The organism is Sediminicola luteus, assembly GCF_002514735.1.
GTDB lineage: Bacteria > Bacteroidota > Bacteroidia > Flavobacteriales > Flavobacteriaceae > HQA918.
This window is the reverse complement of sequence record NZ_NBWU01000001.1, coordinates 1218880-1245102: the sequence shown is the minus strand read 5'-3', so window position 1 is coordinate 1245102 and position 26223 is coordinate 1218880. Positions and strand designations below refer to the sequence as shown.

The window sequence follows — 26223 nt, the reverse complement described above, 5'->3', positions numbered from 1 at the left end:
CCTAATACCCTCATTACATTTCGATTTCCGTTCCCTAAAGTGCAAAAGCCCAGCTAACATTTGTCATATTTTTCTGATTCAAAATAAGTTACCTTGGGTGTCTGTGGTTATGAAAACAAAACGGATATCATGGGGGACCAAAAACTGCCAACGTATATAGATCCAGCTACCCGGGCCAAGTTCGTAAACCATTTACTGAACGACCTTCAGGCTTTGGAACAGTTGTTACAAAACGACCGTTTTGAAACTGGGGTCACCCGAATAGGGGCCGAACAAGAGTTTTGCCTAGTAGACGAAAAGTGGCGGCCTTCGCTACATGCCGTACCCATTTTAGAGAACCTACAAGACCCGCATTTTACCACAGAACTGGCCAAATACAATCTAGAGATCAACCTAGACCCCTTTGAACTCCAAGGCGATTGTTTCCAACAGGTAGAAAACCAGCTCAGACAACTTTTGGCACAGGCCAAGACCAAAGCCGCCGAATTCGGCGACCGCATTCTTTTGACCGGAATACTACCCAGTATTGGAAAGAATGAATTGGTTTTCGATTATATGACCCCAAACCCCAGGTACTGGGCCTTGAACAACATTATAAAACAGCTACGGGGCCGGGATATAGAATTGCATATCCGTGGGGTAGACGAACTCTCCATAACCCACGATTCGGTTTTGTTCGAAGCTTGCAATACCAGCTTTCAAATGCACCTGCAGATCAACCCGCATGAATTTGCCCAAAGTTACAATTGGGCCCAACTCATTGCAGCGCCTGTATTGGGCGCCAGTACCAATTCCCCACTACTATTGGGCAGGGAACTTTGGTGTGAGACCCGTATTGCCCTCTTCCGTCAGAGTATAGATCTTCGGGCTTCATCTTACGCTTTAAAAGACCAATTGGCCCGGGTTACTTTTGGCGAACAATGGACCACGGGCTCGGTAGTTGATTTCTACCGCAACGAAATCGCGCGCTACAAAATCATATTGGCCAAAGCCTTGGAAAACGATTCCTTGGAAAAAGTGCAAAAAGGCGAAATACCCAAATTGGAAGCCCTTGCCTTGCACAATGGTACCATTTACCGCTGGAACCGCCCTTGTTTTGGTATGGGAGGAGGCATTCCCCATTTGCGTATAGAAAACAGGTACATTCCTTCGGGGCCTACCGTATTGGACGAAATGGCCAATTTCGCCTTCTGGACCGGATTGATGATGGGCCGGCCCGAACGCTACAACGATTTGCCTAATCTAATGGAATTTAGGGATGTAAAATCGAATTTTATCAAGGCCGCAAGAAACGGAAAGGAGAGTGTGATCTCTTGGTTCGGTAAAAACATACCCATTAAAAAGCTCATACTTACCGAACTCTTGCCCATGGCCCGGGAAGGACTTCAAAAATGCCAGATAGATCCGGCCGACATACAACGCTTATTAGGGGTAATACAAGATCGGGTCTGTGGCCAAAACGGATCACAATGGACCATTACCAACTACCGCAAACTACGCAGTGTACTGAAATACGACAATGCCTTGATCCATCTGACCCAAGCCATGCACGAACGTATGGAGACCGAGCGGCCCGTACATGAATGGGACCCCATAACATTGCCCGAAAATCCGCGCGGGGCCTCGGTTTTGGTAGGTCATATCATGAGTAGGCAATTGTATACGGTAAGTCCGTCGGACATTGCCCTTTTGGCCTTCCGGATCATGGAATGGAAAAACATACATCATGTACCCGTTGAGGATGCCGGCGGAAAACTGGTCGGACTTTTAACGGCCACCCATATCAACGAGACCACGGATCCGGATGCCTTGGTTTCCGACATCATGAAGACCCATCTTATCACCACCAAAAGTACGACCCCGATTACCAAAGCCATGGCCGTAATGGCCCAGTACGGCATAGGTTGTCTCCCCGTTTGCCAAGGCGAACAATTGGTCGGAATTCTAACCCAAAACGATTTAAAAGGCTATGTTGACCACCCAAATACATAGTAAGGCCTTAGATAAGACCCTGACCATTGGCAGGATCATCGGGCACCTAAAAGGAAAGCATCCCGGACCTACCATGATATTCGTGGGGGGTATACATGGCAACGAACCTTCCGGGGTTTTTGCCTTACAGCATGTGCTTCAGCAATTGGCAGGCATTGAAATCTGTGGGGAAATCTATGCTTTGGCCGGAAACCTAAAAGCCTTGGCCCGATCGGAACGCTATCAAAGTGAGGATTTGAACCGCTTATGGACAACGGACAACTTAAACAAGTTAAAAAAGGGGCAACTGGCCATTACCCACGACGATTTTGAGGAACAATTGGCCCTTTACCACTGTCTGCACGACATACTCGAAACAGGCCCAGTCCCCTTTTATTTTATAGATCTGCACAGTACTTCGGGACCCACCAAACCTTTTATGACGGTAAACGATAGTCTCTTGAACCGTTACTACAGTCAGCAATTCCCGGTGCCCATGATCTTGGGCATAGAAGAATACCTAGACGGCCCCTTGCTGAGTTATATCAACGAATTGGGCTATGTGGCCTTTGGTTTTGAAGGCGGGCAACACGACGATAGGCAAGCCATAGAAAACCATATCGATTTTGTTTGGCTGGCCCTGGTTTTCAGTGGCTGTATCTTTAAAGACGCTATTCCCTTCCAAACCCACTATGACCGACTTTATCAAAGGGCCGGCCGTTGCCGGGAGATCCATGAAATCGTATATAGGCACGCCATAGAAGCTGGGCAAAGCTTCGTAATGCTACCGGGCTTTACCAATTTTGAACCCATTTCCAAAGGAAAAGTACTGGCCCAGACCGATACAGGAAGTTGCCGCGCCCCCCGATCGGGAAAAATATTTATGCCTTTATATCAAAACCAAGGTAACGATGGCTTTTTTATCATAAAGCGTATCCATCCTTTTTTCCTTCGGTTTTCGGCTTGGTTACGAAAATCGAAATGGGGAACGATCCTACGGAAGCTTCCGGGCGTACAAGCTGTAGACGGCCAAGGCACTTTGGCCGTAAACCTTAAAACCGCCCGCTTCTTGGCCAAAGATATCTTCCACTTATTGGGCTATAGAAGCAAGCAAAAAGGCCATACCCACCTCATCATCAAAAACAGGGAAAAAGCCAGTAAAACCGATAGTTATATTGGGGCGCCATGGTATAATGCATAGACCTCCCATTGCTTAGGTAGTCCACTTCACATCCAAATTTCCTTATATTTGTGTAGTCAACTACATAAATGGAATATGAAGAAGAGTCTCGACCTATCTCATCAAGAATTTAAATCATTTTTGGAACAGGTGAACCAATTGGTTTTAGGACAATATGCAGAACTACACCAGCAAAAAGGATTCCATGACCATGCCCCTAAAACGGTTGCTTCTTGGTTCGATGAACCCTTACCGGAAGACCCCATGGATTTGCAAGCCCTTCTGACCGAGGTTCAAAACAAGGTCTTTGCGCCAGCCACAGGAAATATGGGTCCCAATATGTACGCCTATGTTATGGCCGGGGGTAACCAAATGGGCACCGTGGCCGAATTTTTGGCAGCCACCATAAACCAGAACAACACCAAATGGCATTTGGCCCCATCGATGACCGAAATCGAAAAACGGGTGGTTCAATGGATCGGTAAGGCGATAGGCTATAGCGATACCGCGGCCGGCGTAATGGTCAGCGGCGGATCGGGCGCCAATTTAACCGGACTCAACGTAGCGCGGAACGTCTTTTTGGCCGAACAAAATATGGCACAAAGTGGCCTGTTCGGCCTAAACCCCATAACCGTTTATGGTTCTACGGAAACCCATAATAGTGTAGAAAAAAGTCTGGTGGTTTTGGGTATAGGTACCGATAATTATAGAAAAATACCGACCTCGGTAGATTTTAAGATTCGCTTAGATCTTTTGGAGCAGGCCATACAAAAAGATCTGGAAGCCGGGTTTAGCCCTTTTTGTATCATCGGTAATGCCGGTACTGTAAACACCGGGGCCATTGATGATTTGGAAGCCTTGGCCCAATTGGCGAAAAAATACCGTATGTGGTTCCATGTAGATGGTGCCTATGGTGGTGTTGCAGCCGCATTGGAATCGGTAAAACCCCATTACAATGGTTTGGAGAAAGCCGATTCGGTAGCCCTAGATTTCCACAAATGGTTATACCAACCCTATGAGATCGGCTGCACTTTGGTAAAGGATTGGGGTCAATTGAAACGTACCTTCTTCCAAAAGGCCGATTATCTCGACACTGCCCTGCAAGACACTTCCGAGCGTTTAGAGATCAACGAACACTACTTTCAACTCTCAAGAAACGCCAAGGCCTTTAAGGTTTGGATGAGTATTAAGGCCTATGGGTTTGGGGCCATTAAAGCCATGATCCAAAAAGATATCGATCTTACCCGATATTTAGCGCAGCAAGTACGGTTGGCCGATGATTATGAGCTCGTAGCCACAGACGTCTTGGGTGTGGCCTGTTTTAGGTATAGTCCACAAGATATGGACGATGACAAAATCACAGCGCTCAATCAGCAATTGATTCCTGCTTTGGAAACTGATGGCCGGGTTTTTATAACCGGCACCAAACTCCATGGTGTTTTTGTGTTACGCGCCTGTATCATTAACCACAGAAAACAGCAATCTGATATCGATTATCTGTTGGAGGTAATTCGTGAACTGGGTTCAAAAATGATAACCCATGGATAATAATTCCTCCAAAGGTAGCATCAGAAAAGCCCGAGCCTCCGATTACGATACCCTATGGGAAATTTTCCAGGCCGTGATCCAAACAGAGGACACCTATGTTTTTCCCAAAAACACCTCAAAAGAAGCTTTGACCGAACATTGGCTTGCCCCATATATGCATACCTATGTGTATGAAGATGCTGGGCAAGTGTTAGGCACCTACATCATAAAGTCCAATCAAACGGGCTTGGGCGATCATGTAGCCAATGCCTCTTATATGGTACACCCCAAAGCCTCGGGCAAAGGCATTGGCAGCGCCTTATGCGCCCATTCTTTAACCCAAGCAAAGACCCTAGGTTTTACCACCATGCAATTTAATCTAGTAGTCGAGACCAATACCAGGGCCATAGCCCTTTGGCAGCGCTTCGGGTTTACGATTATGGCCACCATTCCCAAGGCCTTTAGACATGCCCAATTGGGCTTGGTCGGGGCCCATATTATTTATAGACCCTTATAAAGCCTAACTTTAGGGGTAATTGTTCTCATTTTGAAAAATGATATGAAGGTAAAAGTAGCTGTTGTACAGGAAGCCCCGGTGTTTTTCGATAAAACCAAAACCTTGGAAAAGGTGGCCTCCTTATGCCGTACTTATGCGGCCCAAGGCTGTCAGCTGATCCTGTTTCCGGAATCGTTCGTACCGGGTTACCCGCGCGGACTCGATTTTGGCACCAAAGTGGGTAGTAGGTCCGAAGCCGGTCGCGAACTATACTTGGAATACTATAAAAATAGTTTGAACCAAGACGATATTCCACCTCTGGAAGCACTCTGTAAAGATTTGGGCATCTATCTCGTACTTGGTGCCACCGAGCAACACCCTAACAACAGTTCACTCTACTGTTCCATGTTCTATTTTGGGCCTGAAAAAGGGCTTTTGGGTATCCATAGAAAAATAAAACCCACGGCCCACGAAAGGGTTATCTGGGCCGAGGCCGGGGCCGAATCTTTAGTGGCCTTTGATACGGAAATCGGGGTTTTGGGCGGACTAATTTGCTGGGAAAACTATATGCCCCAGGCCCGTATGACGCTTTATGGGAAAGGGGTACAATTATACCTGGCCCCTACTGCCGATTCGCGTCCACAATGGACAGCCAGTATGCAACATATTGCCCTAGAGGGGCGCTGTTTTGTCTTGGCCTGCAACCAATACATTACCCAAGACATGCACCCGGAAGCTATCCAGAAACAACTCCAAGGAACTCCGGAAGACTTTTGCGAAGGTGGTAGCTTAATCGTATCGCCTTTAGGTGAGATTATGGCCGGGCCCCTTTTTGGTGAGGCCGGGGTACTTGTGGCGACCCTGGATCTAGATGACCTTATTAAAGCCCGTATGGACTTTGATGTAATCGGCCATTATGCCCGGCCCGATATTTTTGGTAACCCGAATGACCAATAATCATTTTACAAAGCGATGGTCAAAAACGTATTCGGTTTAATTGGAACGGTTCAGTTGAAGGCCGATCCCCAGATAGAACTCGGCGACTAAATGGTTGGTCCAGGTCACATCTAAGGTAATGGGGCCTAAGATGGAATCATAGGATCCGGTCAATCCGAAAGATTGGATATCACTGGTATCCAAGGTGTCTTTCCAATTGCCTTTGGGGTTGAACATATCATCCTTAAAAGCATCGAAATCGCCAAAACCTACCGAGGCCAAATTATAATGCGGGGTAAAATAGAGGTTTTCAAATAGATTGAGCTGTATGCCCAATTGCAGGCCGACCAACTGACTCGCATTCAGTTCCCCTTCTTGTAAACCCGCGAAGGCAAAACCTTTTCTATTAGTATTAGGCATATGGCCTCCCAAGGGATATCGGACAAACTGGCCGAATTCCTTAAAATCTACGTACTCGTTCCCGGTATGATCCAAAAACACAAATCCGGCCTGTGCCCCAACGATTCCGCTAATTTTATCGTTCCAAGGAAAACGGTATTGGGCATCGAGTGATATACGGGTAAAATCGGAAAGTTGGCCATTAATATCGTCATTAGGGTCTTCTATAAGCCTAACATCGATATCATTATATATCGAACGCGCTAGGGTCAGATGGGCAAAACCTCCCTTTTTGGCAAAAAATACATGATCCAGGGTATTGTACTGAAAATGCGAATACAGTTCGAGGTTTTTGGATCGGTAGCGTTCAAAATCCAAGAAATTGTTTGGGTCACCCACATCTGGGTTCGTAAACCCATTTCTTTCAAAATTGATTCCCAGACCCACATAACTGGAATAAGGATCAAGGCTTAAATTAATCTCATCGAACAGCTGGAAAAAATCGTAGTCCATGCCCTTGATCAAGGCCCCGTCACGATAAATGTTCTGTTCCAGACTTCGATTGAGCAGTTCGGTACGTGTCCACCATTTTTTGTTTTTCCCAAAAATCTTTTGGAACTGTAAGCGAATACTCGGCTGTTCGGCAATATCCAAAGTACCCAACAAACGCGAGGAATGCCCCAATACGTTACGGCCGGTATAGTTCAAAATAAGCCCAATGCCCCTGTAATTATCGTAATGCAACGCACTTTTTATTTGATGGGGCGATTTTTCATAGACGTTAACTATCAAGCCGTATCCGGAATCATCCTTAATATAAGGTTCGGCCGTAATCTGGTTAAAGAGGTTGGTGCCAATGGTTTTTTCCATACTCTCGACCATATCTTCCAAACTAACCTTATCCCCTGAAGAAACCCCGACCCGGGCCTTGACCAACTCTAGGTTGGTTTTGCTAATGTTTTTGAAAATAACGGTATCCAACACCAATGTATCGCGATTTATCGGTAAAGTAACCTCACGCTGGCGATACCCTTTTAGATTTTGGGCCAGTTGGGCCAATTGGGGTCGCATGGCATTTGCCGCCGGAATTCCTTGGGCATAGATTTCGTCGCTACTGGTAAAATCGCTGTTTTCATAGGTCAAGTGCGGCACATGATCGATCAACACATCGCATAGTTCCCGGTTCGCCGGATTCTTTAAGTTACTATTGATCATCCCGGTCTGAAAAATCAAGTTGGTCATATCGTCCAGTTTTTCCTTAGGTAGCATTCCGCCCCCCACATCGCTACCGATGATTATATCGGCCCCCATGGCTTTGGCAATGTCTACCGGAAAATTATTGAGCACGCCCCCATCTACCAATAGGGTATTCTCATAAGGAACCGGAGAGAACACGGTGGGAATGGACATACTCGCACGAAGCGCATTACCCAAGGCCCCTTCTTTGATTACGATTTCTTTCCCGTTTACGATATCAGTGGTAACGGCTCTAAACGGAATGGGCAATTTATCGAAATCGTTCACTTCAAAAGCCGGGTAGGTAAGCAGTCCGATCAGTTCCCTCAGTTTTTGGTCGTTGATCAATGCCGATTTTAAAACAGGCCTTCCTTTTACCCAATCGAGATCGACCAAATAACGTTTGTATTCGCTTTTCTCTTCCATGCTGATATAGTGCCACGGAATATCGTTTTTGAACAATTTAGACCAATTGATCCCCCTACTGATCTGGGCAATACTATCGCCGGAATACCCCATGGAATATAGGCCCCCTACTATACTTCCCATACTGGTGCCCACCACCAAATCGGGTACTATACCTAGGGAATCCAATAACTGTAAGGTGGGTATATGGGCCAACCCTTTGGCACCACCACCGCTAAGCACCAAGGCCACTTTGGGTTTCTTTTGGCCCAAATCTTTCGGTTGTGCATAACCAACCAGACTCAACAAACTCAAAAAGAGAAAAACCTGTAAACGTTTCATGATAGCATAGTGAATTGGCTCTCGCAAAATTAGTGAATTTGTTTCCACTGGGTGAAACCAGAATACCTGCGTTATCAATATACTTACATAAGGTTTCGAGAAAAGCCGACAACTTCCTATTTTTGGTCGCATACTATGATTACAGTACTAAGCAAACCTTATTATGGTCTCGATCCGTTAAAAAGTCGTCTGGTTTTTGTGGGCGCACTATTGGTATTGGGCACATTTTTAATGGTAGTACTCAATCCATTCAACATTACCGAATGGTTGCATATACCCAAATGGATTGCGGTTTTCAAATTAAGCGGTTTGGCCATTTTTAGCACTATGGTAGTAGCGGTGAGTCAACTAATCATTAGGCCTCTCCTTAACTTCTCAAGGTTTAAGATATATCATTTAATTATTACAATAGTCTTAGAACTTTTGGGGATTAGCCTGATTTTGGCCCTGATCTATGGCGATCTGTTGGAAGATTTTTGGAGCGAATACCTCAATACGGCCCAATATGCCCTTACCGGTACCCTATTGCCTTATGGAATGGCCTTATTGATCGCGCATTTTGTGGGCCACAAACCAAAAGAAGTCTCGGGTACGGGCCCGACCAACCTACTATTAAAGATCAAAGACGACAAAAACCGGTTACAGTTGAGTGTTCAAGAATCGAATCTATTGTATTTGGAAGCTACCGGTAATTACGTAGTGGTACATTATTCCGATGCTACCCTACTTCGAAACAAATCGATACGGATCACTTTAAAAAAGATGGAAACCCAATTGGCCGACTTAGAACTTATACGTTGCCATCGTTCTTTTATCGTTCATAAACCCATGATCCAATCGGTAAAAAAAGAAGAGGGGGTGTATCGTGTTTTCGTAAAAAACGCCAGTAGTCCTATTCCGGTTTCCCGATCATTTGAAAGTAGTATTAAGGCGTTTATCGACTAAGGTCACGTTATTCGTCCCACATAGCCCATTTCCGTCCCACCCCTTTGTTTTCGCGGCTTCCCCAACATAGATTTGCCCTGTAATCATTAAAAAACAAAAACGATGATCAAGACTGTATTAGTTAGTTTTATGGTGGCCTTGGCTACTTTGGTTCAACCAGAAAGTAGTATTGAAACCAAAAAAAGTTTGATTGGGGTTTGGGAATACAACCAAAGTGAGTTCCCTTATGAATTCCAAAAAGGCAAGGTGACTTTTTTCCAACAAGGCAAAGAATTCAAGGTAAAGGTAAAAATGGATTACAGTGCTTTGGAAGGTAAAAAAGTAGTAGTTGAAGGCGATGCCGTAAGTTTTCAGGTCGACATCGATTACCAAACCGCCTATGTAAAACTAAAGCAAGAAGGAAGCACCTTAAAGGGCAACGTTAACGTAGATGGGGAATGGTTTCCGTTAGAACTTAAAAAGGTAAAGTAAGCTTCCCTAAGCATTTACCGCAAAACATATAGAACATACTTTTCAGGGAATACACCACCTATTCCTAGGTTAGTTAATTAGTTGAAACCAGGGTCGCTCGGCCCTGGTTTTTGTTTACCTTCGTTTTTGAATAACTTAAAGATCTGTCGGCATAGTTTCCTTTGCCATGCACCTTCGGTTTAACATAGCGCCATAAGAAACCTTAATGGCTCTAAACGAAAAAAACAAGGGACAGCTTATTATAAACTGAAACCGGTTGGTTCGTTATTTTCTTTCACCTTTGAGCCAGGTGGTCTTTCTTCTAACTTTAGAACGGTTATTGGGTTTAGATATAAGACACCCACCAACGGCCACGATGTAATTGCTTAAAATAGGCATAGTTTAAACAGAGTGGGTACAAGATCAGTAAAGAAAGTACCCAAACCCCATAAACCACCCAGAGCGGATACCCATAATGGGCCAAAGGTGCTTCCAAAAAATTAGGGGCCGAAAGCACGAATTCGGAAGCATCACCACCCAAAACGGCATGTAAGATCATAGCACCTAAATGTAGTAAGTACAAATGCACTACATAAAAGAACAAAGGCACCCTACCGAATAAAAGTAAAGGTTGTACCCAGTTACCCAGTGGTTTTTCCAACAGATAAAGTAAAATAAGTGCCGGACCCATGGTAAGTAACAAAAACAGCAATGATGGTGGGTATTTCGTGAGGTTGAAGAAAGAAAGGAAGGTTTGTGTTTCCGTAGGGTACAATTGCCATGGATGCGGGTCGCCATAAACATTGGCCGCCCTTAAAACCACAAAAAGTACCAAAGCCAGATTACCCCAGATCAACAACCATTTTTTACGGGAAGCCTTGGGGTAGTTACCCGAATAATAGGTGCCAAATACATAACCCAAAAGCATAAGTCCGAACCAGGGCAGTACCTGATAATGGAAAAATATGGCATGGGAACCTTCATGCAAGACCAAAAACTTATCTTGATGCAGCAGATACCAAACCCAGGCCGAAACCCCATGACCATCTTCTACGACCCCATCTAAAAGGTTATGGCCAAAAACCAATACAAACCCCAATACGGCCACTAGGGATTTCGGCAAATAGACCAAAAAGGCAAGGCCGACCATACTTAATCCAATCACCCAAAATACCTGAAGTATCTGAAAACTAAAACTTAGGTCGAAGGTCCAGGCGAAGCCCACAAGGGTTAGCTCTAAAACCATAAGCCAAAGTCCCCGACTGATCAAAAACCGAAAAAGTTGCCGACTGTCTCTTTTCTCACCGTATAAAAAAGCCCCGGTACCCGCTAGAAATACAAAGACCGGAGCACAAAAATGGGTAATGAATCGGGTAAAAAACAACATTGGGGTAGTGGTTTCGATATCGGTGGGATCGCCATAAAAAGACCCATAGTAAAAATAATTTCGGGCATGGTCCAATACCATGATGGCCATGACCAGGCCCCTTAATAGATCTAAGGAGGGTATGCGTTGTTTTGGCCCTGCGGCCACGGGTGGGGAAACTTTGGTTTGGGAATGCATATCGCCTAGGTTTAAAATAGGGCCTAAGACACTGTGGTACAAAGACCCCATACATTGAAATATCCGATATAAATCTCGCAATAACCTAGGGTAACTTCGTGCAGTATTCCGTCAAGATCGGTAATTATATTGGCAAGAAAGACCTATACCGATTGTTGTAATTCACTGGGCGGGTAGCCGAATTCTTCCTTAAACGCCTTGGAAAACCAAGAGGGGTTGTTAAAACCACAGTCGTAGGCCACTTCCGAAACATTTTTATCACCGTGTTGCAATACGGTCTTGGCATGTTGCAACCGTATTGATCGGATAAAAATCGCGGTAGATTTTCCGGTAATGGCCTTTAGCTTGCGGTACAATTGTGATTCGCTTAACAAAACGGCCCTTGAGAGGTGCAGGCTCCCGAATTTACTGTTATCCATATTTTTATGGATCTGCTCAACCACACTTTTTATAAACTCGGTTTTGGGATCCTTGCTTTTTACCCTGAGCAAAGAAGCATACCCTTTATGATCCATTTTGTCGAGCATTTTTTTGCGCAACAGTATCAACTGTTCCAACCGGGTAAAGAGTTCTACTTTAGAGAAAGGTTTGATTAAATAAGCATCGGCCCCGTGTCCTAGGCCGGTCAAGCGATCGTTTTGGGTAGCCTTGGCAGTGAGCAGCACAATGGGGATATGATCGGTACGCGGGTCATTCTTCAAGGTTTCACAGAGTTCAAAGCCATCGCGTTTGGGCATCATTACATCGCTAATGACTATATCGGGCATATGCTCCAAGGCCATTTCTATTCCCTGCTCCCCGTCGGGGGCATACAGGCATTGGTATTGGGTAAACAGGCAACCTTGCAGGTAATGGGCCACATCTTCGTTGTCCTCAACGATCAGGGCCAGTGGCAATTCTTGTTGCTTTTGTTGTAATAGGGGCATAAGTAATGCCTTCTTTTTGGCCGTTCCTGGAATCAGTAACTCTAAGGTCTCTGTTTCAGCATTGTGGTGAATAGGCAACCTAAACCTAAACTCACTACCCTTGTTCTTTTGACTTTTGGCCGATATATCACCTCCCAAGATCTGGCACAATTCTTTACAAAGTGCCAACCCGATTCCGGTGCCTCCGGTATTTTTTAGACGGGCATCGTGCACCTGGTAGAAACGGTCGAAAATATGGGATAACCTATCCGGTGCGATTCCGATGCCCGAATCACGCACTTTGATTTCCAATAGCGATTGTTCCCCAACCATGGTTTTATGGACATGAACCAGTACTTCCCCTTCATTTGGGGTATATTTTATGGCATTCGAAAGTAGATTGGTAAGTATGGAACCCATTTTCTTAGGGTCGAAATCCATCATAAGAGAATCGTCTTCCAGATAGGTAACCAGTCGTATCTGTTTATTCTCGGCCAAACTTTGGAACCCTTCGATCAGGTATTTGATATAAGGAATAATATCGGCCTGTACCCATTCTACCTCCAACGATTGGGCATCGAGTTTGGCCAGGTCCAACATATCGTTTACCAGCCCCAACAATTGGTTGCCATTACGATCGATCATCTCCAACGATTGGTCGACCTGGTCGGGCAATTCTTCGTGAAAGTTGTCCCGAATACGCTCTACCATACCCGAGATTACCGTAAGTGGGGTACGGAATTCGTGGGTAATATTGGTATACAGACTAGTCTTAAGATGATCCATATCCTTTAGGCGATCGCTCTCGGCCACAGCCAGTTTTCGCGATAACTGGAATTTATAGAACCAAAATCCAAGTAGCAGTGCTAAAAGCAAGTAGGTAATATAGGCCATACGGCTGGCCCACCAAGGTGGCAAAATGGCCATAGACATGGTCAATGGTTCTTGTTCCCACATTTTACCCCTCGAAAAACCGTTGATCTCTAAGGTATAGTCTCCGGCCGGTAGGTTGACAAAGGGGATTTCGGGATCTTCGAGCTGGGTCCACTCGGTGGTTTGGGGCAACAGACGGTACCTATAGCCCACTTGTTTATTGAACCTGTGGTCTATACTCGAAAAATCGAGGCGAAAGGGGAATTGGTTATGGGCTATTTCCAGCTCGGAGGTATGAAACAACGATTGACCCAAAATCTTCTGGTAACCTTTCTGGGGTTGTAGATCCTCGTTTTTCACCCTTAGATTGGTAAAATACAGAGGTACAGGAGTATCGGCCTTTTTAAGATCTTCCGGGTGAAAATAAGAAACGCCGAAGGCCCCTCCGAAATAAAGGGTCCCATCTGGATCTTTATGACTGAGCTGATGCTCAAAGGCCAATCCTTGTAGGCCATCGGAAAGGCCATAATGAACAAAGGTTTCGGTATTGGGGTCAAAACGAACGATGCCCCCATTGGTGCCTATCCATAACATACCTTCGGCATCCTCTTCGATACTGTACACCAAATCGTTGGGAAATTGATCTTGGGCCTGCCAACTTTTGAATTTGCCTTCACCGAGATAAAGGGCCAAACCTTGTTGGGTACCCACCCACATCCTTTCCTTACTATCGAAAAAAATGGTGTATCCAATACCATGGGGCAATTGGTCTTGTTGTCCTTCAATGGGGCTATAGTTTATAAAACGAGGGTTTGTAGATCTTAACTGGTCGTGGGATAGCATACTAACCCCTGAATCCGTAGCGAACCATAGATTCCCTTGGGCATCGGGCACCACTTTTTGAATTATGCTGCTTTGTATACTATGGGGGTTTTGGGCATCGTAACCAAATCGGTAATAGTTATGGGAGCCATCGGGTAAATCTTCCCTTCGAAAGGTGCCTGAACCATGGGTAACCCCCCATACTTGGCCGTTATGGTCGTGAACCATATCCCGTACAAAGTTCCTCTCTTGCATTAGCGGACCGGGTCTGGCATCTTTGATCTTATCAAATTCCGGCTGTTCGGGATCAAAAGTCTTTAGGTCTATTTTCAGTTTGCCCTCTATGGTAAGGAACCATATTTCGGCCTTGTTGTGGTCTTTATAGATCCTTATGACACTCTTCGAACTACTATCGACGAAATCGGAAAAGTCGTAAACCTTGCCATCCCGCACCAAACAGAGTCCGTCGGTGAGTCCGAACCAAAGATCCCCACCATCTTTGAAAAAACCATAATGCCCATTCGAAGGCAGAATACGTTGGCCCAAACGGTCTTTGGAGTAGTTTTTCACATAGGGTTCCGAAAAATCGATCAGGGTTACCAAATGTACGGTACCCACAACAATATGATCTTGGTTGATTATAGATATATCGAGTTTGCTTTGATCACTTAACCCCTGATGGGGATTTTTAGAATTCGGATATGCAGCTACCTGGGTATTACCCTCTTTTTCGTACAGATAGAGCCCGTCTCTATTACCCACGAAATAATGGTCTTTCAAAGTTTCTTCATAGACCAGGCAACGGCCCATGTTCTCCCAGAGAAAATAAAGTTGCTTTTCCTTTAGGTTGTAGCGGTACAAATGGGCAAAAGAGGAAATAATCAGGTCTTCACCGTTTTTCAAAACGCTTAGAAAAGCATCGTCCCGTTGTACCAATAACTCGGTTTCAGAATTTGGTACTGCATAATCCAATTGATAAATTTCTCCTGATTTGGTAGAAACATATAAGATGTCGCCATCCCTACTAAAGCCAGTGATATAAATATTGGGCAAATATTGTTTTTGATTTAGCGAACCATTTTCATCGAACCAAAACCGGAACATGCCCTGCCCTGCCGTAGCCACCCAAACATTGCCTTTTGTATCGGAAGACATACGTACGATTTGGGCCGTACCTCCATACCTTACCCTATGGAACAATTCGGTTTTGGGGTCCATATAGCAAATCTTTCCGGTATGGCCCCCAAGCCAAATATTACCCAAATTGTCTTCGGTAACCGCCTCAATAAAATTGTCGGCCAAGGAAAGGCTATCGCCAGGAATATTCTTGTAAACTTTAATATGGCTTCCATCGTAACGGTTGAGTCCGTCGGCAGAGCTTAACCATAAAAACCCATTTCGAGCCGCTTGAACCCCCCTAAAAGTGTATTCGCTTAAACCGTCTTCCAAGGTCAGCCATTTGTACCGAGGATTTTGTAAGCCCCCTTCCTGAGGTTGAAAAGCATGGGATATATGGCATAGAAATACAAGCCATACAAATAAGAATATACGTGTTGTTGACATGATGCGGGTATTATTAGGCATCATAGCATTGTTGGTTCAGGTTGGGTCTTGCTTTAAAGATAAGGGTTTTAAAGGCTCTAAAAATGAGTTGTTTGCAATTTGATCAAAGCCATCCCTTTGGAGTTATACTATTTTGGTATGGGTTTACAGTATTCTTGCATGTCTGGGAGTTGTTCCGGAAATCGCATATGAAAACCCATTTTATGGGGAGGGTAATCCATTCTGGCACACCGCACTCGGTGGCATGCCAAACTCTTCCTTAAAGGCTTTGGAAAACCACGAAGGATCGTTAAAGCCACAGTCGTAAGCTACTTCGGACACATTTTTATGGCCCTGCTGCAAAATGGTTTTGGCATGTTTCAGTCTGATCGACCGGATAAATATGGCGGTAGATTTGCCCGAAATGGCTTTGATCTTACGATACAATTGCGATTCGCTAAGCCCCATGGCCCGGGCCAATTGACGGCTACCAAAGGCACTTTGATCTATATGCGCCTGTATTTCTTCTACCATTTTGGCCAAGAATTGGGTCTTGGGGTCCGTGATTTTTCCCCTAGGGATAGAAGCATAACCCATTGTATCGTATTTCTCCCTTAGCTTATCACGTACTAAAATCAATTGTTCTAGGCGGGTAAATAGCTCTTCTTTGGAAAAAGGTTTGGTAAGGTAGGCATCGGCCCCTTGTTCCAGACCAACCAAGCGATCTTGGTGGGTGGCCTTGGCCGTAAGCAAGATTACGGGAATATGATCGGTACGGGGGTCTTGTTTTAAGGTGGCACAAAGTTCGTACCCATCGCGTTTGGGCATCATGACATCGCTGATTACTACATCGGGCACATATTCTTGGGCCATCTCTATACCCTGTTCCCCATCGGGGGCGTACAGGCATTGGTATTTGGTAAATAGGCAACTTTGCAGGTAATGGGCCACATCTTCATGGTCCTCAACGATTAAGGCCAAGGGCAATTCTTGCTCTTTCTGCTGTAATAGGGGCAATAAGAGTGCCTTTTTTTGGGCCGAACCGGGCATGAGTAATTCCAAAGTATCGTGTTCGGCATGGTGGTGTATGGGCAAACGGAAACAGAATTCGCTACCATGGTCCAGTTTACTTTTAACGGAGATGTCGCCCCCCATTATGGTCACCAATTCTTTGCAAAGGGCCAGCCCAATACCAGAGCCCCCCGTATTTTTTCTGCGCTGGTCCTGTACTTGGTAAAAGCGATCGAAGATTTGGGCCAGCCCCGTTTCGGGAATACCCATACCCGTATCGCGTACCTTCACCTCTAAAAGGTTGGGGTCTTGCCCTTGGACCTTTCGTAAATGTACCACGATTTCCCCTTCATTCGGGGTGAATTTTATGGCATTGGATATCAGATTGGTGAGTATAGATCCCAGTTTTTTCGCATCGAAATCCATGACCAAACTGCTTTCTTCGAAATAAGTGAACAAGCGGATCTGTTTGTTGGCGGCCATACTCTGGAAACCTTCTACCAAATACTTTATATAGGGAATTACATCGGTCTGTACCCAATCTACCTCCAACGATTGGGCATCTAGTTTCGAGAGGTCCAACAAATCGTTTACCAAGCCCAATAATTCATTGCCGTTACGATCGATCATCTCCAAAGATCCGGTCGCCCGGGTAGATAATTGCGAGCTTTGGTCGTCTTTGATCTGTGCCACCATGCCGGAAATAACGGTTAAAGGGGTTCGGAATTCGTGGGTAATATTGGTATACAGACTGGTTTTTAGCTGGTCCATATCCTTAAGTCGATCACTCTCGGCTAGGGCCAATTTTCGCGATAGCTGGAATTTATAGAACCAAAACCCTAATAGCAGTGCTAATAGAAAATAAGTAACATATGCCATACGACTGGCCCACCAGGGTGGTAAAATAGCCAACGACATGGTCAAGGGTTCTTGTTCCCACATTTTACCTCTAGAAAAGCCATTGATCTCTAGGGTGTAATCGCCGGTAGGTAGGTTTAAGAACTGTATTTCGGTGTCGTCCAAAAAGTTCCATTCACTATCGGTCGGATTCAATTTATAAGCAAAACGAACATCTTTAAACCTTCTAAAATCTATACTGGAGAACCGTAAATAAAAAGGGAAATCATTTTTTTGAAAGGTAAGGTGCCCCGTTTCGGAGATACTTTCACTTAGTACGGGAAAAAGGGAGTCTTGGGGTTTAACAAAATCGTTATGCACTTTTAAACTGGTAAAAAATAAAGGAACCCCAAAATCAATTCCCGCCAGGGTCTTGGGATCATAAACAGAGAGACCTTCTACACCCCCAAAATAAAGATTGCCATGTGCATCTTTATGTTTGGCGTGTAAATCGAATTCGTTTCCTTGAATGCCATCTTTTACGGTGTATTGCTTAAAACCGTCTGTACCATCGAAGGAAACGATACCTTGATTAGTGGCCATCCACACCAAGCCTTTTTCATCTTGAAGCACACTGTAAACAATATCGGAAGAGAATTGCTCCCGAGCTGTCCAAGTAGACATCTTTTGGCCTTTTACCAAACGAGCCAAACCTTTACGGGTTCCGATCCATAGGGTATCGGGATGGTTCATGGTCAGATCGTAAATAACCTTATCTACCAAGTTGGATCCAGGGGCTTCGTGAGGCCAAAAGTTGGTAACTTTATATCGGGTTGGGGTATTTACATCTGTATCTAGCCGAATTAAACCATTTTCTGAACCCGCCCATACCCCTTGATCGGGACCAACCAAAATCGCGTTTATATAATTACTAGAGATTGGGGTGTTACTATTTTGTCCGTCGGTAAATTGCTCAACATCATATTTTTGATAAGAGCTATAGGCCAGTTTAAAAATACCAGCCCCTCGGGTGGCTCCCCATAGATTACCTTTAGCATCTAGGCAAAGGTCTTTTATATACCCTATCGGTAGCGGGTTTCCCTGGTTTAATAAGGGGGTTATATTGGTAAAACGTACCCTTTCAGGGGCAAAACCGTTTAGATCTACCAAAAACAAGCCTCTTGTGGTACCTACCCATAACCGCTTACGAACGGTGTCTTTTACCAAAGCCCGAATGGTTCCCCGTAAATCGGGGTATCCGGTTTTTTCAGAATAATAATACACGGCATCACCCTCGATAAGGTTAAGTCCGCCGTCAGAAGTACCTACCCAAAGCCGTAGCGAATCTTTTAAAATGGAGAAAACGACATTATCGTTCAAAATCCTTACCCCTCTTTTATTTTTAGAAATCGTATTAAAAACCAGAGAATCTTGATTAATCAGGTTAAGGTTGTTGGCAGATCCCACTAGAATTTGATGGGCATTCAACCTTAAAAACGAATGTATCGTATAATTACTCAGTGGGGTTTTCGATTCATTAGGGGTAAAACTGGGCTCTATTTTTTGGTTTCCCATATCGTAGGTATACACCCCATTACCCGTGGCTATATAAAACCGATTCTTATCTAGAAACAAAAAGTCATTGACGAATTGTAATGTATTGCCGGCTTTGTAGGTTATTTTTTCCATTTGGAAATCCGATACCCCTAACTGGAACACACCACTATCAGACCCTATAAACAATGTACCTTTAGCGCTATAAAAAGTTCTAATCTGGCCTTCGACCTTCCCTGTTTTTTGAAAAGTTTCCAACTGATTGGCCTTGGTATATACATTTCCCTCATAATCGCCCACCCAAATTTGTTGGTTATCGTCAACATAAATGGCACTAATCGGATGATCTGAAAAGTAATGGGATTGCTTAAACCCTTGCTTGTGGTCTAGCTGAATTCGATGAAGCCCCGATAGCTTTGAACTAACCCAAAGCGAAGCTTGGGAATCAATTTTTATATCGGTAATAGTCTCTTTTCTATGATTGGAAAATTGCAATTTTACCGGGATAAACACTTCTTGGTTCCGGTCATAAAAACAAAGGCCGTTCCATCGTGTACCTACCCAAATCCTTTTATGGTGGTCTTCTTGCAAGGCCTGGATAAAATTTCCTGGGATGGACAAGGAGTCAGAAGCCTGTGATCGAAAGGTCTGCATTTGGTTCCCATCATATCGGTTCAATCCATCTTGGGTTCCGATCCAAACAAAGCCTTGATGGTCTTTGATCAATTGATTAATGGTAACCTGTGAAAGCCCTTGTTCTTGACCTATATGTTGTACTCTGGGCGCCTGGTCAGGAAAACTAGGTTGAAATCCCCACAATACGCTAGTCCCTATAAAAAATAGGACTTGGATAAATACACCACAGCTATGTAAATCCCGAAAAAACTCAGACATTTTAAACAAGGTTGGTTGAGGTTCATTTAAAAATACCAAAAAATTGATAACCAATTTATTAGTGTTATAAATAAAGGTAAAATGGCCTATCAATACTATTAATATTCAATCAATGATATGTAGTGGTTTTGCAAAACACCGACTAAAAGGATATATTCTGCCAACTTTTTGAAGCAGGGGTATGAAGATTGGAAGAAAACGCGACGGGGACAAGGGTACGCTTATTATGATACACGGAAACTCTTCCAGTTCGGCTATTTTTGAACCGGTCTTTGAGGAACATACCCTACTGGTTGAGAAAGTCACCGTGGGTTTACCCGGACATGCTAAAACGCCCTGGCCGCCGCACTCTTTTCAGGGTTTGGTTCAGGATCTTGTACAACTGTTTCACCAATGTACGGGCCCGGTTTTTGTATTAGGTCATTCCCTTGGAGGGCATATCGCCATAGAGTTATTGTCAAAGAAAGTCCCTTTGGCCGGATTGATCCTTTGTGGCACCCCTCCACTAACCAAACCCTATAATTTTGAGGCTGGTTTTTTACCTGTAGCCGAGACACAAACCTATTTTACAGTCCATCCTACGGTCGATGCCATTGCCGTTTTGGCCCAAAAAATAACCCTAGACCCAATAGTCAGGCAACAAATCATTAAGGATTTTAACCAGACAGACCCCCTTTTTCGGGCGGCCCTTTTGACCAGTTTCGAAACCGGATTTTGGTCAGATCAGTTTGCCTTGTTTACCAAGGCTGATTGCCCCAGATTGCTTATAGTCGGAGAGCAAGATCTTCTGGTAAACCCGGCATACATAGAACAAGTCTGTGCCCAAGCCGGTGAAAACTGCAATCTGGTAAACATAGATGAAGGGGGGCATTTCCTACCCTTGGAAAACCCCACGGCATTTACAAAAGAACTCACTCGATTTATTAGCGAAAATCTTTGAAGACCGCCTAAGGGATATAGGTGTTCACAGAGCATTGCAGCTCACAGCACTCCCAAAGCATTTTTTTGAATTTAAGGGCCAGTTCCATATCGTCAAAAACCATGGCCTCGGAGATACTCTCACTTAAAATCAGCTGTTGTAAGAGATATTCCACCACATAGGTCTCATCGGCGGTCAGTAGTACGTAGGACATAGGCAATAGCCTGGATTTTCAATGGGATAAATATAGTGGCTTCGGACGAACAAGGCTAATTTTTCAGTTTTTAGCGGAAACCCTCGTAATTTTTTTGCCACCTTTTGCAGCAAAATTGAGGGTAAAACCCTAGAATTTTTATATTTGTTTCACCTAGCCTTCAAAACCAAACCGAAAATAACCAATTATTGCCATCCTATGAAGGAGACTAGGCCGAATATTATCAATCAAGCCATTTTATTGTACAATTCCCAAGGGGTACCAAACGTTTCTAGCAAAACCATTGCTATGAACCTGGGTATCAGTGATGGTAACCTACGCTACCATTTTAAGGACAAAGAAGCCTTGGTTACGGGAATTTTAGAACGCTTGTTGAGTGAAGCCACCGAACTTAAGTTAGATCGTATGCCCGGCCGCGAGAATATGGTCGATTTTAAACTGTTCTGTCAAGAACTGTTCGATCTAAAACACCGTTATCGATGTTTATTTGTGGATCAAGTTTACCTGACCCGCGAATTTAACCAGTACAAAAGATTATGGCGGGCGTTTTTGGCCCAACCGAAGAGGGTGCTGCGTGAATCGTTGACCACGATGTCAGACAATGGGGCTCTTACGGTACAATCGGAAAGCGACCAGTTTCAACGCTTACATACCAAAATGGAGGTGTTTCTAAAAACTTGGATCATTCATTGTGAAGCTACCGAAGGCGAATTGCAGGCCTATGTAGATATGATGGTTTCCTTTTTGGAGCCCTACCAAGTAAGCGAAGCCTAATAACGGTTTTTATACCAAACCTTTTGCCATTCCCTTTTTAAGATCAAAAAGGCCACTTGGGGTACCAATCGTTCCAAGTCGGTTTCTTTAATGTTCTTAATTTGGTGTTCCGGCACATCTACGATATATAACAAGTTTAAGTATTCATCGAACTTATGTTGTATTAAATCGTACAACATCCTGCCGAACTCGACCAAGAATTCCGGCACATACCTATCATTTTCGAAAGTGTAAGGGATATTGGCCAAATGCAGGTCCTTGTTCAGTTGTTTTACCAAAGCAGTGAACAAGGCTTCTTTATTAGCCTCCTGAACGAGTTCTTCCGAATTGGAAACCTTTGTTAGCCCCATACCGCAAATATAATCGTTAGCTATACGGCCCAAGTAAACATAAGGTTAAAGATACCCCTAGACCTTAAAGATTTACTAACGATCAAATAACCTTTAGTTTTTTACAAATAGTAAATATTTGGGCAATATTGTAGTCTATAAATTTATTATTTGTAAACTTTCATGCGAATAGGTAAAAAAGATTGGAACGTATTGGCCTATGGGGCACTGGCTTCCTTCGGTGCCTACTTCTGTATGTATGCCTTTCGAAAACCATTCACGGTAGCCACTTTCGAAAACCTTCTCTATTTCGGGATCGATTATAAGATACTGCTCATTTTGGCACAGGTAATCGGTTATATGACCGCCAAGTTTTTAGGAATTAAGGTTATTTCCGAAATGAAAAAAAACCTAAGACTACCCTATCTCTTGGCCATGATCGGCCTGGCGGAACTAAGCCTTATCGGTTTTGGTCTGGCCCCAGCACCTTATAATATAGGATTCCTGTTTATGAACGGTCTTTCTTTGGGTATGGTCTGGGGTATCGTATTCTCATATTTGGAAGGACGGAAGTTTACCGAATTTTTAGGCATGGCCCTTTGTTCAAGTTTTATCGTATCGAGTGGTGCGGTAAAATCGGCCGGATTGATCATTATGGATTTCTTTGTCATCTCCGAATTTTGGATGCCCGCAGTTACCGGGGCATTTTTCTTACTGCCCTTTTTAGGTTTTGCCTGGTTGTTGGAAAAAATACCACCCCCTTCGGCAGAAGATATCGCCTTACGTTCCGAAAGGATGCCTATGACCGCCAAAGACCGAAAAGCACTGGTGCGCAAGTTTTTTTGGCCCCTTTTAATACTGATTCTATTTTATACGACCCTTACCGCCTTACGGGATTTCCGCGACAATTTCGCCCGCGAAATCTGGGATGCCACGGCCTACGCCGGTAATGCCGCCGTTTTTACCTTATCGGAATTACCCATTGCCATTATGGTGCTTTTATTGATTGGCGCTACCGGATTTATCAAACAAAACAGTAAGGCCTTTTTAGCCTACCATTATATGTTGTTCCTAGGGGCCTTGGCGATGGTAGCCGCCACCCTAAGTTTTCAATTAAACCTTATTGGCCCCATTACCTGGATGGTAGGTGTGGGCTTTGGCCTATATGCCTGTTACGTACCTTTTAATTGTGTCTTCTTCGATCGAATGATCGCCACCTTTAAGATCAAGGGCAACTCGGGCTTTTTGATCTACCTGGCCGATGCTTTTGGCTATTTGGGCAGTATGGCCATACTATTGTATAAAAATTTTGGGCAACAAGAAGTCTCTTGGTTGGCCTTTTTCTCCTATGCCACCTATATCATAGCTGCATTGGGTATGGTGGCCATAGCCTATTCTTGGCTGTATTTCAAGAACACCAAGAAACCAGAATTTCAAAATGATCTAAAACTTCAAGAATTATGAAGTCAAAATACGACCTCATCGTGGTAGGTGCCGGGGTATTGGGTACCTTTCATGCCTTTCATGCCCAAAAAGCTGGCCTTAAAGTGGCTCTCTTAGAAAAAAATGCCGCCCCAGTAGACGCCACGGTCCGCAATTTCGGACAAGTGGTACCCTCGGGCATGGACAGTAAATGGCAGGCCTACGGTCGCGAAAGCCTACTGATTTACAAAGACCTACAAGAGCGCCAAGATATCAGTGTTCGCAATCACGGCACGGTGTACTTGGCTTCCGATTATGAAGAACTGACCCTATTGGAAGAACTGGCCCGCATTAACCTCGAAAATGGCTATAGTTCCCATATGATGACCAAAACCGAGTGCCTGGAAAAGTATCCGGGTCTACGTGCCGATTATTGCAAGGGCGGTTTATTTTTCCCAGAGGAAGTTACCGTAGAACCCCGTCGCATGATCCATGAAGTACATACGATATTGGCCCAAATGGGGGTCGATCTATTCTTCAACACCCAAGTGGTGGAAACGGAAGCATTGAGCGGTTGTGTTAAAGTATCGGCCCTGAACGGAAAGGCCTTCCGAACCCAAAAGGTTTTGATCTGTAACGGCCACGATTTTAAAAGTCTTTTTCCCCAACGCTTCGCCGAGAGCGATCTTGAGGTAACCAAACTACAGATGATGCAGACCGAACCCCAAGACAATTACCGCTTACCGGGATCGGTGCTTACCGGCCTTACCATTCGCCGTTACGAGTCCTTTCGCGAATGTCCTTCTTACGATGCCATAAAAGCTAAGGAAGATCCTAATTCCCCTCAAAAAAAATGGGGGGTACATATACTGTTCAAACAAGCCGCCGACGGTTCGGTAATCTTGGGCGATTCGCATCAATACTCAGATGCCGCCCAAGCCGATTCCCTGGGATTCGACCTCGATATGGACATTGATGAGTTCATGATAACTGAGGCCAAAAAAATAATAGACCTGCCCAATTACCGCATCAAACAGCGCTGGTTCGGCCTATATTCCCAGTGTAAAAATGCCGATCTTTACCAAGAGACCATCGATGATAACATTCATATCATTACCGGTATAGGTGGTAAGGGCATGACCGGAAGTGCCGGATTCTCAAGAATGAATATAAACCAACTCTTTAATATATAATGATGGATTTGAAGACCATAAAACTGGTCGTTTTCGATATGGCGGGTACCACCGTAAACGAAGATAATGTAGTCTATAAGACCGTGACCCAAGCCTTGGAAAAACATGGCTGTACGGTAACCCTCGACTATGTTTTGGAACATGGGGCCGGTAAGGAAAAGCTTACGGCTATAACCGATATACTCAACTTACAACAAAGAAACGATATTGATCCCCAGGCTGTATTCACCGATTTTAAATCGCTTTTGGAAGCTGCGTATCATGCCTTGGAAGTGACTACCTATACCGGTATGGAGACCCTACTGGAAACTTTACGGCAAAAGGATATAAAAATTGCCTTGAACACAGGTTACGATAATAAAACGGCCACCTTACTACTAGATAAAATGGAATGGCAAGCCGGCAGCACCTACGATGTATTGGTAACCGCCGACGATGTTGAGCGTGGTAGGCCTCAACCCGACATGATACTTAAGGCCATGGAACTTTGCGGTATTTCCGACCCAAGCCAAGTATTGAAAGCCGGCGACTCGGCCATTGATATAGAAGAAGGTAAGAATGTGAATTGCGGCATTACCATAGGGGTAACCACTGGCGCCCAAACCCGTGAACAATTGGAGTTGGCCCAGCCCACTGCTGTATTAGATTCATTGGTAGAACTAAAGAAATACTTGTAAAGAGCCTACTTACCAGGCTAACCAGGATCGGCCCCGGCTTTTTTGTAGGAATTTTAAGCTGGGGGTAGGTCCTACATAAAGAAGTAGATTACCAACATTCGACAAGGTGTTTTACTCCTGTTAATAGGCACATGCGGAATACGTCCGTCAAAGAAAATACTATCGCCCTCACACACCAACACCTCTTCTTGGTCTATCTGGTACACACACTCCCCAGATAAAACATATTTGAATTCGAAGGCATCGGTAATTACCTGATCCCGTTTCGAATCGGGGGATACGGTTAGTAAAACCGTTTCAAAACCTTGGGCGCTCAACTGTTTTCCAAAAATATATTCATAGGTAAAACCAACGGCCTCATCTTCTTTTTCGATAACACTATGATCTGCCTTGCGGGAAACCAAAAACGGACTTCCGTTCATATGCGGCATGGCCTTAAAAAAATCGGTCACCTCTACATCCAAAGAAGCGATAATCTTAAAAAGAACCGGAAGCGAGGGTACCGTACGCCCATTTTCTATTCGCGAGATCAACCCCCCGCTTACCTCTGCCTTTTGGGCCAGCTCGCTAATGGTCTGTTGGTTCTGCTTGCGAATCTCCTTGATCCGTTTTCCAATACCGATAATGTAGTTGTCCATAGCCCAAAAATACACTTAATAACGAAAAAGCAAATCGTCCGCTTCTCGTTTTCATACGGGAGCCAACTGCCATAACACCCTCCTTTTTCCTACACGCTATAAGAATAACAGAATTTTACTATATGTTACTATTTATCGCCTTAACACTTTAATAACAATCTTAATATA

Annotated in this window: 19 protein-coding genes; 12 read left to right on the top strand and 7 right to left on the bottom strand. The window is 44.4% G+C overall.

Annotated features, from left to right (window positions below):
• The first annotated feature begins 129 nt into the window (after window positions 1-129).
• The 5 genes from B7P33_RS12065 (at window position 130) to B7P33_RS12045 (ending at window position 6131) form a co-directional block, all read left to right on the top strand.
• A complete protein-coding gene (locus B7P33_RS12065; protein WP_097442333.1) occupies window positions 130-1992 on the top strand; it encodes a CBS domain-containing protein in 1863 nt (620 codons plus the stop codon).
• Window positions 1970-3172 carry a succinylglutamate desuccinylase/aspartoacylase family protein gene (locus B7P33_RS12060; RefSeq protein WP_097442207.1) on the top strand — a complete coding sequence of 401 codons (1203 nt, stop codon included), beginning with the start codon at window positions 1970-1972 and terminating at the stop codon, window positions 3170-3172. The genes B7P33_RS12065 and B7P33_RS12060 overlap by 23 nt, the downstream gene beginning before the upstream one ends.
• A 75-nt stretch (window positions 3173-3247) precedes the next feature.
• Window positions 3248-4699 (top strand): pyridoxal phosphate-dependent decarboxylase family protein, encoded by a 1452-nt coding sequence (locus B7P33_RS12055; RefSeq protein WP_097442206.1) that lies wholly within the window; start codon window positions 3248-3250, stop codon window positions 4697-4699.
• The gene (locus tag B7P33_RS12050; RefSeq protein ID WP_097442205.1) at window positions 4692-5195 is read left to right on the top strand and encodes a GNAT family N-acetyltransferase; all 504 of its coding nucleotides are present in this window, start codon (window positions 4692-4694) and stop codon (window positions 5193-5195) included. The genes B7P33_RS12055 and B7P33_RS12050 overlap by 8 nt, the downstream gene beginning before the upstream one ends.
• Before the next feature lie 42 nt (window positions 5196-5237).
• On the top strand, window positions 5238-6131 hold the full coding sequence (locus B7P33_RS12045; RefSeq protein ID WP_097442204.1) for a carbon-nitrogen hydrolase family protein: 894 nt from the start codon (window positions 5238-5240) through the stop codon (window positions 6129-6131).
• Between the two features lie 36 nt (window positions 6132-6167).
• Here the strand turns inward: B7P33_RS12045 and B7P33_RS12040 are convergent, their stop codons facing one another.
• Window positions 6168-8492, bottom strand: a complete 2325-nt coding sequence (locus B7P33_RS12040; protein WP_172435930.1) for a patatin-like phospholipase family protein — start codon at window positions 8490-8492, stop codon at window positions 6168-6170.
• Window positions 8493-8627: 135 nt separating this feature from the next.
• Here B7P33_RS12040 and B7P33_RS12035 point away from each other — a divergent pair, with 135 nt between their 5' ends.
• Together B7P33_RS12035 and B7P33_RS12030 are read left to right on the top strand one after the other, a co-directional pair.
• Entirely contained in the window at window positions 8628-9437 is an 810-nt protein-coding gene (locus B7P33_RS12035) for a LytTR family DNA-binding domain-containing protein (protein ID WP_097442202.1), read from the top strand.
• 102 nt (window positions 9438-9539) lie between these two features.
• Window positions 9540-9908: a hypothetical protein gene (locus tag B7P33_RS12030; RefSeq protein ID WP_097442201.1), complete on the top strand. Its 369-nt coding sequence runs from the start codon at window positions 9540-9542 to the stop codon at window positions 9906-9908.
• 325 nt (window positions 9909-10233) lie between these two features.
• Here the strand turns inward: B7P33_RS12030 and B7P33_RS12025 are convergent, their stop codons facing one another.
• The 3 genes from B7P33_RS12025 to B7P33_RS12015 all read right to left on the bottom strand — a co-directional run bounded on the left by B7P33_RS12025 (window position 10234) and on the right by B7P33_RS12015 (window position 19889).
• A complete protein-coding gene (locus tag B7P33_RS12025; RefSeq protein ID WP_097442332.1) occupies window positions 10234-11451 on the bottom strand; it encodes a DUF1624 domain-containing protein in 1218 nt (405 codons plus the stop codon).
• A gap of 143 nt (window positions 11452-11594) precedes the next feature.
• On the bottom strand, window positions 11595-15500 hold the full coding sequence (locus B7P33_RS12020; protein ID WP_172435929.1) for a hybrid sensor histidine kinase/response regulator transcription factor: 3906 nt from the start codon (window positions 15498-15500) through the stop codon (window positions 11595-11597).
• 315 nt (window positions 15501-15815) lie between these two features.
• Window positions 15816-19889, bottom strand: a complete 4074-nt coding sequence (locus B7P33_RS12015) for a hybrid sensor histidine kinase/response regulator transcription factor (RefSeq protein ID WP_141402467.1) — start codon at window positions 19887-19889, stop codon at window positions 15816-15818.
• 181 nt (window positions 19890-20070) lie between these two features.
• Between B7P33_RS12015 and B7P33_RS12010 the strand changes: the two genes are divergently transcribed.
• A complete protein-coding gene (locus B7P33_RS12010; RefSeq protein WP_097442198.1) occupies window positions 20071-20829 on the top strand; it encodes an alpha/beta fold hydrolase in 759 nt (252 codons plus the stop codon).
• Window positions 20830-20836: 7 nt separating this feature from the next.
• On the opposite strand, the gene B7P33_RS12005 is transcribed toward B7P33_RS12010, so the two are convergent.
• Window positions 20837-21022 carry a hypothetical protein gene (locus B7P33_RS12005; protein ID WP_097442197.1) on the bottom strand — a complete coding sequence of 62 codons (186 nt, stop codon included), beginning with the start codon at window positions 21020-21022 and terminating at the stop codon, window positions 20837-20839.
• Between the two features lie 198 nt (window positions 21023-21220).
• On the opposite strand from B7P33_RS12005, the gene B7P33_RS12000 reads away from it, so the two are divergent.
• On the top strand, window positions 21221-21796 hold the full coding sequence (locus B7P33_RS12000; RefSeq protein WP_141402466.1) for a TetR/AcrR family transcriptional regulator: 576 nt from the start codon (window positions 21221-21223) through the stop codon (window positions 21794-21796).
• Here B7P33_RS12000 and B7P33_RS11995 read toward each other — a convergent pair.
• Window positions 21793-22146 (bottom strand): hypothetical protein, encoded by a 354-nt coding sequence (locus B7P33_RS11995; RefSeq protein ID WP_097442195.1) that lies wholly within the window; start codon window positions 22144-22146, stop codon window positions 21793-21795. The genes B7P33_RS12000 and B7P33_RS11995 overlap by 4 nt on opposite strands.
• Before the next feature lie 162 nt (window positions 22147-22308).
• Here B7P33_RS11995 and B7P33_RS11990 point away from each other — a divergent pair, with 162 nt between their 5' ends.
• The 3 genes from B7P33_RS11990 to B7P33_RS11980 are packed head-to-tail and all read left to right on the top strand — an operon-like array spanning window position 22309 to window position 25417.
• Window positions 22309-23589 (top strand): DUF5690 family protein, encoded by a 1281-nt coding sequence (locus B7P33_RS11990; RefSeq protein WP_097442194.1) that lies wholly within the window; start codon window positions 22309-22311, stop codon window positions 23587-23589.
• The gene (locus tag B7P33_RS11985) at window positions 23586-24740 is read left to right on the top strand and encodes a TIGR03364 family FAD-dependent oxidoreductase (RefSeq protein WP_097442193.1); all 1155 of its coding nucleotides are present in this window, start codon (window positions 23586-23588) and stop codon (window positions 24738-24740) included. The genes B7P33_RS11990 and B7P33_RS11985 overlap by 4 nt, the downstream gene beginning before the upstream one ends.
• Window positions 24740-25417 (top strand): phosphonatase-like hydrolase, encoded by a 678-nt coding sequence (locus B7P33_RS11980; protein WP_317042829.1) that lies wholly within the window; start codon window positions 24740-24742, stop codon window positions 25415-25417. The genes B7P33_RS11985 and B7P33_RS11980 overlap by 1 nt, the downstream gene beginning before the upstream one ends.
• Before the next feature lie 71 nt (window positions 25418-25488).
• Here B7P33_RS11980 and B7P33_RS11975 read toward each other — a convergent pair whose 3' ends face one another.
• Window positions 25489-26055 (bottom strand): helix-turn-helix domain-containing protein, encoded by a 567-nt coding sequence (locus B7P33_RS11975; protein ID WP_097442192.1) that lies wholly within the window; start codon window positions 26053-26055, stop codon window positions 25489-25491.
• Window positions 26056-26223: the final 168 nt, after the last annotated feature.

Coding starts and splice junctions, on each gene's coding strand:
- B7P33_RS12065 (WP_097442333.1), top strand. CDS start 130: ATGGGGGACCAAAAACTGCCAACGTATATAGATCCAGCTACCCGGGCC.
- B7P33_RS12060 (WP_097442207.1), top strand. CDS start 1,970: ATGTTGACCACCCAAATACATAGTAAGGCCTTAGATAAGACCCTGACC.
- B7P33_RS12055 (WP_097442206.1), top strand. CDS start 3,248: ATGAAGAAGAGTCTCGACCTATCTCATCAAGAATTTAAATCATTTTTG.
- B7P33_RS12050 (WP_097442205.1), top strand. CDS start 4,692: ATGGATAATAATTCCTCCAAAGGTAGCATCAGAAAAGCCCGAGCCTCC.
- B7P33_RS12045 (WP_097442204.1), top strand. CDS start 5,238: ATGAAGGTAAAAGTAGCTGTTGTACAGGAAGCCCCGGTGTTTTTCGAT.
- B7P33_RS12040 (WP_172435930.1), bottom strand. CDS start 8,492: ATGAAACGTTTACAGGTTTTTCTCTTTTTGAGTTTGTTGAGTCTGGTT.
- B7P33_RS12035 (WP_097442202.1), top strand. CDS start 8,628: ATGATTACAGTACTAAGCAAACCTTATTATGGTCTCGATCCGTTAAAA.
- B7P33_RS12030 (WP_097442201.1), top strand. CDS start 9,540: ATGATCAAGACTGTATTAGTTAGTTTTATGGTGGCCTTGGCTACTTTG.
- B7P33_RS12025 (WP_097442332.1), bottom strand. CDS start 11,451: ATGCATTCCCAAACCAAAGTTTCCCCACCCGTGGCCGCAGGGCCAAAA.
- B7P33_RS12015 (WP_141402467.1), bottom strand. CDS start 19,889: ATGTCTGAGTTTTTTCGGGATTTACATAGCTGTGGTGTATTTATCCAA.
- B7P33_RS12010 (WP_097442198.1), top strand. CDS start 20,071: ATGAAGATTGGAAGAAAACGCGACGGGGACAAGGGTACGCTTATTATG.
- B7P33_RS12005 (WP_097442197.1), bottom strand. CDS start 21,022: ATGTCCTACGTACTACTGACCGCCGATGAGACCTATGTGGTGGAATAT.
- B7P33_RS12000 (WP_141402466.1), top strand. CDS start 21,221: ATGAAGGAGACTAGGCCGAATATTATCAATCAAGCCATTTTATTGTAC.
- B7P33_RS11995 (WP_097442195.1), bottom strand. CDS start 22,146: ATGGGGCTAACAAAGGTTTCCAATTCGGAAGAACTCGTTCAGGAGGCT.
- B7P33_RS11990 (WP_097442194.1), top strand. CDS start 22,309: ATGCGAATAGGTAAAAAAGATTGGAACGTATTGGCCTATGGGGCACTG.
- B7P33_RS11985 (WP_097442193.1), top strand. CDS start 23,586: ATGAAGTCAAAATACGACCTCATCGTGGTAGGTGCCGGGGTATTGGGT.
- B7P33_RS11980 (WP_317042829.1), top strand. CDS start 24,740: ATGATGGATTTGAAGACCATAAAACTGGTCGTTTTCGATATGGCGGGT.
- B7P33_RS11975 (WP_097442192.1), bottom strand. CDS start 26,055: ATGGACAACTACATTATCGGTATTGGAAAACGGATCAAGGAGATTCGC.